Source organism: Citrobacter sp. wls613, from assembly GCF_005281195.1.
GTDB lineage: Bacteria > Pseudomonadota > Gammaproteobacteria > Enterobacterales > Enterobacteriaceae > Citrobacter > Citrobacter gillenii.
On record NZ_SZXN01000070.1, the window covers coordinates 1 to 1,223 of the forward strand.

Below are 1,223 nucleotides of genomic sequence, written 5' to 3' on the forward strand. Positions count from 1 at the left end.
TGGACTGCCCCCACGACCGTAGACAAATTCTGTCCTCACGACGAGGCCTGTTCGAAGGCCTCCGGACTGACGCCGCCGAGGTGACTGTGGCGCCGGGCCCGGTTGTAGAACACTTCAATGTAATCGAAGATATCCGCCCGGGCTAGATCCCGGGTTTTGTATATTCTCTTCCTGATGCGCTCTTTTTTCAGTGAACTGAAGAACGATTCGGCCACCGCATTATCCCAGCAGTTGCCACGCCGGCTCATGCTCGGGACCAGGTTATTAGCCCGGCAGAAGCGCTGCCAGTCGTCACTGCCGTACTGGCTTCCCTGGTCTGAGTGCACGATGACCTCGCCGTCGGGTTTACGTCGCCAGACCGCCATCATCAGTGCATCCAGCGCCAGTTCGCGTGAGAGAGTGGGCTTCATCGACCAGCCCACCACGTTACGGGCGAAGAGATCGATAACCACCGCCAGATACAGCCAGCCCTGCCAGGTACGGATATAAGTAATGTCGGTGACCCAGACCTGATTGGCCCGGACAACAGTAAACTGCCGCTGCACGCGATTAGGGGCAACCACTGAAGGTCTGCCAGCGATACGACGCGGCGCTTTATAGCCGCGCACGGCTTTAATCCGGTTCAGTTGCATAATACGGCCCACCCGGTTTTTACCGCAGGTTTCCCCAATTTCGTTCAGGTCGCCATGAACCCGCCGGTAACCGTATACGCCTCCGCTCAGTGAATAGGAGTCACGGATAAGCGTCAGCAGACGCTGATTATCTTTATCACGTGCCGAGACCGGGTTATGCAGCCACGCGTAGAACCCGGCCCGGGCGACATCCAGTACCCGACACATTGTCATCACACCCCATACAGTGCGGTGCTCATTGATAAAGCGGTACTTCAGTCGGGCTCCCTTGCAAAGTACCGCGCGGCCTTTTTCAGGATATCCCGTTCTTCTTCGGTACGTTTTAGCTGCGCCCGTAGTTTCAGGATCTCGCTTTTGGCTTCCAGTAAATCCCGGGCATGCTGCTCGCTGTTATCCGGTTTGATAGCCCGTAGCCACTTGTAGAGGCTGTGGGCAGAAACGCCCAGACGGTCAGATACTTCGGCAACGGAATAACCGCGTTCCGTTATCTGTCGGACGGCTTCTTCCTTAAATTCAGGTGTAAATCGTGGTGTGCCCATATGCTCCCCCTATGCTCAAACTATAGGGCAGGATCGTCTACCGGGGTGGGGT

The 1,223-nt window shown here is 56.5% G+C and carries 1 protein-coding gene; it reads right to left on the minus strand.

What is annotated here, in order from left to right; translation table 11 throughout:
- Nucleotides 1-35: 35 nt before the first annotated feature.
- Nucleotides 36-1,171, minus strand: a protein-coding gene (locus FDX01_RS17750) for an IS3 family transposase (protein WP_201304748.1) whose coding sequence is annotated in 2 segments (ribosomal slippage) — nucleotides 36-925 and nucleotides 925-1,171 — 1,137 coding nt in all. Because the reading frame shifts where the segments join, the coding sequence is not laid out codon by codon here.
- Nucleotides 1,172-1,223: the final 52 nt, after the last annotated feature.